General features: G+C 67.1%; 3 protein-coding genes and 1 pseudogene. All 4 read left to right on the forward strand.

What is annotated here, in order from left to right:
- Positions 1 to 53: 53 nt before the first annotated feature.
- Positions 54 to 3,095, forward strand: a complete 3,042-nt coding sequence (locus tag JHN63_RS46750; RefSeq protein ID WP_200691222.1) for an AAWKG family protein — start codon at positions 54 to 56, stop codon at positions 3,093 to 3,095.
- Positions 3,096 to 3,135: 40 nt separating this feature from the next.
- Positions 3,136 to 3,585 (forward strand): YbaB/EbfC family nucleoid-associated protein, encoded by a 450-nt coding sequence (locus tag JHN63_RS46755; protein WP_200691223.1) that lies wholly within the window; start codon positions 3,136 to 3,138, stop codon positions 3,583 to 3,585.
- Between the two features lie 7 nt (positions 3,586 to 3,592).
- On the forward strand, positions 3,593 to 3,949 hold the full coding sequence (locus tag JHN63_RS46760) for a hypothetical protein (protein ID WP_200691224.1): 357 nt from the start codon (positions 3,593 to 3,595) through the stop codon (positions 3,947 to 3,949).
- 18 nt (positions 3,950 to 3,967) lie between these two features.
- Positions 3,968 to 6,081: pseudogene (locus JHN63_RS46765) on the forward strand (hypothetical protein); the annotation flags it as partial.

Here is a 6,081-nt window from a genome sequence, read left to right on the forward strand (position 1 = left end):
ACTCCGGACCCCCCACCCAGTCCCCCCTCCTCCTTCGCAGCGGAGTCCGCTTCATGGCCGAAACCACAACCGGGACCGCCAACTACGACCCGGACGACTACTTCGCCCAGGCCGTCACCGACTTCACCGGCTACACGATCCCGGCCCGGTCCACGCTGTTCAACAAGCTGAGCAGCTCCTCCAACGACGGCTTCGCCAACCTGAAGCTGTTCCGGATGGACATCCAGGGCATGGACATGAGGTCGGTGACCGCGGCCGACTACTCGGCGATCGGTGGCTGGCAGGTCAACTCCGGCGAGGACTACGACCTGGCCTTCTACGACGCCGGCGGCGACGGCGCGCACAGCAGCGTGGACATGAAGAAGGCGCGGATCGTGATGATCGGCGTCACCGTCGACGGGAACGGCCGCGCCACGCTCTGGAGCGGCGGCGAGATCACCGGCGGCGGCGCTTTCGAGGGCTCGTACTCGCACGTCCAGTGGGACTCGGGGCCGATGGCGCAGTACATCTCGGGCAGCAAGCTGGTCCTCGACCACATCCTGGCGTCGCCCTACTCGACACAGGGCTTCTCGTACAGCGGACTGTCGGTCATCGACGCCAACGTCGTCGACATGCTCTCCTTCGAGAACACCGGGCAGTCCTTCGACCGGGTGGTGCAGTTCTTCAAGGACCACTCGGACACCGTCAACCAGTGGATGACCTCGCTCGGCGAGGACCAGGCGGCCTGGAAGGGCAAGGCGGCCAGCCTCTTCTGGCATCTCCTGGACGAGCTGAAGACCAACTACGACGGCTACGTCTCCCAGTTGGGCGGCACCGACTACACGGCGACCAACAGCACCCTCGGCGGCTACGTCCCGAAGTCGAAGCTGAGCGACGCGCTGGCGGCCGCGCAGCAGGCGCTGAAGCAGGCGATCACCGACCTCCAGACCGCATGGACCGACTGGGCGTCGGACGGCCAGCACGACCCGCACTACCACGTGAAGAAGATCCTCGACGGCATCAGCTCGTGGGTCATCAACAACAACATCAACCATGTGCTCGCGGAGGACTGGGCCAGCGGGGAGGCCAGTGGCACGACTTACTCCACCGACGCCAACTTCAAGCAGAACGTCCCCGACTACGGCGACCTCACCCAGGTGACCACCTGGCAGAAGGTCGCCGACGCCGCCGTCAAGAGCTGGTCGGACCACGCGGACTCCAAGCTCAAGCAGCCGTCCATCGACGCGCTCAGCAATGTGAAGAACGCCTGGGCCGACGTCGAGGACGCCTTCGCCCAGGAGGTCAAGAACAAGAACAACGAGACGCTCTCCGAGGTCCTCCAGAAGGAGGAGACCGAGATCGCCGAGCAGGAGGCGAAGGACAACAACGACAAGCTCAACGACGATCTGAACAACCTCGGGAACAACCTCAACAACCTCGGCGACAACCTCAACAATCTCAACGACAACGTGAACGACAACCTCAACAACCTGGGGGACAACCTCAACAATCTCAACGACGGCCTGAACGACAACCTCAATGACCTCGGCGACAACCTCAACAACTTCGGAACGAACCTCAACGACAATCTGAACGACAACCTCAACAACATTGGCGACGGCCTGAATTCGAGCCTCAACAACCTGAACGACGATCTCGGCAACAGCCTGAACAACGTCGGCAGCGGGCTCGACGACCTCAACAACAGCGACCTCGCCAACGCCGCGCTGAACACCCTCGGCCCGTCGCTCCTGAACAACGGCAACAACTCCACCAAAGACGGTTCGACCACGTTGAACTCCCCGACCGGGGGCACCACCCAGCTCAACGGCGACGGCACGCTCACCACGACGTTCCCGGACGGCTCCACCCAGACCATCGACCCGTCCACCGGCCTGGTCACCACCACCAACCCGGACGGCACCACCTCGGTCTCGCAGCTCAACCCGGGCAGCACCATCACCAACCCGGACGGCTCGACCACCACCCTGAACAGCGACGGCACCCTCACCACGAAGTTCCCGGACGGCACGAGCCAGACCCTCGACCCGACCACCGGTCAGGTCAGCACGCTCAACCCGGACGGCACCACCTCGCTGTCGCAGCTCAACCCGACCGCCGGCTCCTTCACCACCCCGGACGGCTCGACGGCCCAGCTCAACTCCGACGGCTCGCTGACCACCCACTTCCCGGACGGCTCCACCGAGACGCTCAACCCGGACACCGGTCAGGTCTCGGTCACCGACCCCTCGGGCCATGTCACCACCACGCACCTCAACCCGGGCGACACCTTCACCAACCCGGACGGCTCCACCACCACGCTCAACAACGACGGCACGCTCACCACGAAGTTCCCGGACGGCTCCGTCCAGACCCTCAACCCGGACACCGGCCAGCTCACCACCACCGACCCGTCGGGCCACACGACCACCACCGACATCGACGGCAGCGGCCTCCCCTCGTCCTCGATCGACACCAGCAACCTCAACGGCAACGGCATCGACACGAGCGGGCTGAACAACGGCAGCAGCCTCGACACGAGCGGCCTGAACACGACCGGCCTCAACAGCGGCGGACTCGGCGGTGGCAGCCTCAACACGTCCGGCGGCGGCCTGGATTCGGGCCTCGACAGCGGCTACGACGACTACGACAGCACCCCCTACACCGGCGGCCCGCTGCGCTCCGACGCCCTCGACTCCAGCACCCTCGCCGCCGCCTCCACCGGCGAGCAGAGCGCGTCGGGCGGCACCCCCCTCAACCCGATGGGGATGGGCGGCATGGGAGGCATGGGCGGCGGCATGGGAGGCGGAGGCGGCGGCGGACAGGGCGGCACCACCGAGCGCACCCGGGCCGTCCTCACCGACCCGTCCAACACCTCCACCCGGCGCGGCCGGAACAACCGGGCCACCTCCGTGGACGAGGACGAGGACATCGTGCTGACCCGGCCCACCACGTCCAGCGCCCCGTACCCGGTGGGCGGTCCCGGCAGCAACGGCGCCGGCCAGAACGGCCGCTCCACCGAGAGCGGCGACCGGGCCCGGGACGCGTGGCTCACCGAGGACGAGGACGTCTGGGGCACCGACGAGGGCGGTTCGCCGGCGGTGATCGGCAGATGAACACGGGACGTTCGGTCCGGGACAGCACGCGAGGTGCCGGATGAGCAGCGAGTCGATCGAGCAGCGACTGGCCAAGGCGATGGCCGAACTGGAGGCCACCGAGGCCGCGGTGGCGCGCGCCGAGAGCGAACTCGCCCACGCCGAGCGCACGGTGCGCTCCGCGGACCGCGCGGTAGAGGTGACCGTCAGCGCGCAGGGCGACCTGCGCGCGGTGACCTTCCTGGGCGACAAGTACCGCACGATGCCCGCGGGTCAGCTCGCCGCGAGCGTGCTGGAGGCGGTGCAGGAGGCACGGGCCCGGATGGCCCGGCACGTCATGGCCACCTTCGAGCCCTTCACCAAGGCCAACCCCGAGGCGCCCGAGATCGCCGGCTTCGACGTGGACTGGAACAAGATCTTCGGGCCCGGTGTGCTGGAGGGCCCCAAGGGCGGCCGACGGCGCGGAGCCGGCCGGCTGCGCGACGAGATCAGCGAAGACCCGGAGGACTGAGAAGAAGATGTCGAACGCCTACTCCGCCAGCCCGCCGGCACTCATCGCCGGCACCCGGCAGATCGAGCAGATCAGTCGGCTGGCCAATGAGATGATCAACGAGTTCATCACCGATGTGTCGTCCACCTCTCACTGGCCCGGAGACGACGACGACTTCGCGAAGCAGATGCGGCCGCAGGAGAAGCAACAGCGGGAGGGTTCCGTCGAGGCCGGCTCGTCCCTGTCCGAGGCCATCGTCAGCATCGGCGACGGCACCCTCACCAACGTCAAGAGCGTGCTGGGCACCCAGAACGGCGTCCTGGACGCCATCCACGACTCGAACACGGGCGACACCAACACCGGTTCGCACAACGGAAAGCACTGACGCGGCGGACCGCCCCTGATGACCATCCACGCGACGCCCCAGCTGAACAACCTGTTGTTCGTGCTCATCGGCGAGAAGCTCCTCCAGGCCGACGAGGACATGGCCTACGCCAACGGCAAGCCGTACGAGCGGCTGGGCCGGCGTATGCGTGACCTCTCGGACCTGATCGAGCAGACCGCCGGTGGGGTCGGGCGCGCGCTGCCGCCGCAGGTCGGGAACAACTATGTGCGGGCGATGCACATGTTCCTCGACAGCGGCGGCGTCAACTACCTGAAGGACTTCGCCGACCAGCTCGACGGAATCGGGCAGTCCCGCACCAAGTCCTCCATGGACATCATGGAGTCCAAGTGGCAGATCATCGCCGAACTGGTGCGGCTGCTCATCGAGTTGATGGTCATCGCGGTGCTGTCCGCCTTCACGGGCGGCGCCGCCTCCAGCCAGGCCGCGGTGGCGAAGGCCCGGAGCCGGGTCGCCATTCTCACGGTGATGGACTGGCTGCTGAAGAAGACGCATCTGCTGCCGAGCCTCACCGAGGCGATCGAGGAGGCGTTCACCACCTTCGCGGTACGGCTGGCCATGATGCTGGGCGCGCCCAAGGGCCGCCGCCCCAACGGCTTCGACTGGTCGCAGATCGTCCAGGACGGTGTCTTCGGCGCCTTCACCGGACTGTTCCACGGTCTGCTCAGTGACCTCGGCAAGGGGTTCAAGAAGAACCTGAAGAACATCTTCGGCAGCCACAACCCGTTCAAGGACGTCACGGGCAACGGGGCGAAGTTCAACAAGAAGTTCGACAACCCCGACATCAACACCAAGCCCAAACCGAAGCCGACCCCCACGCCGAACCCGAAGAACACGCCCACCCCGACGCCGAACCCGCACCTCACGCCGACCCCGACGCCCACACCGAAGCCGAAGAGCTTCGGCGACAAGCTGAAGCACGAACTCGGCGAGGACTTCGAGCACTTCGTCACCGAGGGCGGCGCGGAGACGCTCGGCGAGCTCGCCACGGCGTCCATCTACGGCTTCCCCATCGACTCCCTGAACACCTTCCTGGGCGCCGGACTCAGCTCGATGAGCGAACGCCATCTCGGCCAGGGCGCGGGCGCGTTGGGGAGCAAGTTCAACTTCAACGCCCCGGCGCCGGTGAACACCCTGGGCACCGCGAACATCCCGGACGAGTCCGACTCCGATACGGACACGGGCTCCTCGAAGAACAACGCGTCGTCGAACCCGTCCACCACCGACGACAACCCGAGCACCACGACGGGCCCCGGCTCGGTCAACACGACCTCGAACAACGGCAGTTCCTCGACGGTCAACACCCCCCAACGCACCTCCACGAACACCGAGCCGCCCCGCTCCACCGACGTCGACACACACCTCGACACGGACCTCCCCGACACCCACCTCGACGAGGTGAAGGTCGACGGGGGAGACCTTCAGAGCAACATCCCGCACAGCACGACGAGTTCGTCCGGTGGCAACGGTTCTTCGTCCAGTACGCCGACGAGGACACCGGAACAGGCCGACACGGGCGGTACCGACGAGGCACAGGGGACCGGTCAGCAGGGCGACACCGGTCAGCAGGGCGACGCGGGTCAGCACGGCGACACCTCGGACGTCTCAACTCCGGTGTCCTCGACGGACGTTCCGGTCGCCCCGGTCGCGGGCACAGGTACGAACACGAGCACGACCGGGTCCGGTGTCCCCACCCAGAGCGGTACGAACTCGGGTACTCCGGCGTCCGGTTCCGGTACGTCCTCGAACTCCGGTGGCAACCCGCGTACGACGACAACGGGGCGCCCGGAGAGCTCGACGTCCGACGGGAACGGCACCACCGGTACCTCCGACGGCACGGACACCACGCACGGAATCGACACCACCTCCTCCGATTCCGGCGTCGACGGCAACACCGGTACGGACACCAACCCCGGTACTGACACGACCACCGGCACCGATCCCGCCCCCGGCGACACCCACACCGACACCGGCCTCCCCACGCCGGTCACCACCACCTCCAGCAACAGCGCGCCGCCCACGACCAGTTCGGTGCCGGACAGTGATACAGGACTGCGACGACGGGACCGTCTCCGGCGCGGGATCACTGTCCGGCACCGAACTGGTCGTGGGCG

It is taken from the genome of Streptomyces sp. MBT65 (assembly GCF_016612545.1).
Classification (GTDB): domain Bacteria; phylum Actinomycetota; class Actinomycetes; order Streptomycetales; family Streptomycetaceae; genus Streptomyces.

Excerpts from the sequence above, each read along its gene's own strand:
- JHN63_RS46750 (WP_200691222.1), top strand. The coding sequence starts at position 54 with ATGGCCGAAACCACAACCGGGACCGCCAACTACGACCCGGACGACTAC.
- JHN63_RS46755 (WP_200691223.1), top strand. The coding sequence starts at position 3,136 with ATGAGCAGCGAGTCGATCGAGCAGCGACTGGCCAAGGCGATGGCCGAA.
- JHN63_RS46760 (WP_200691224.1), top strand. The coding sequence starts at position 3,593 with ATGTCGAACGCCTACTCCGCCAGCCCGCCGGCACTCATCGCCGGCACC.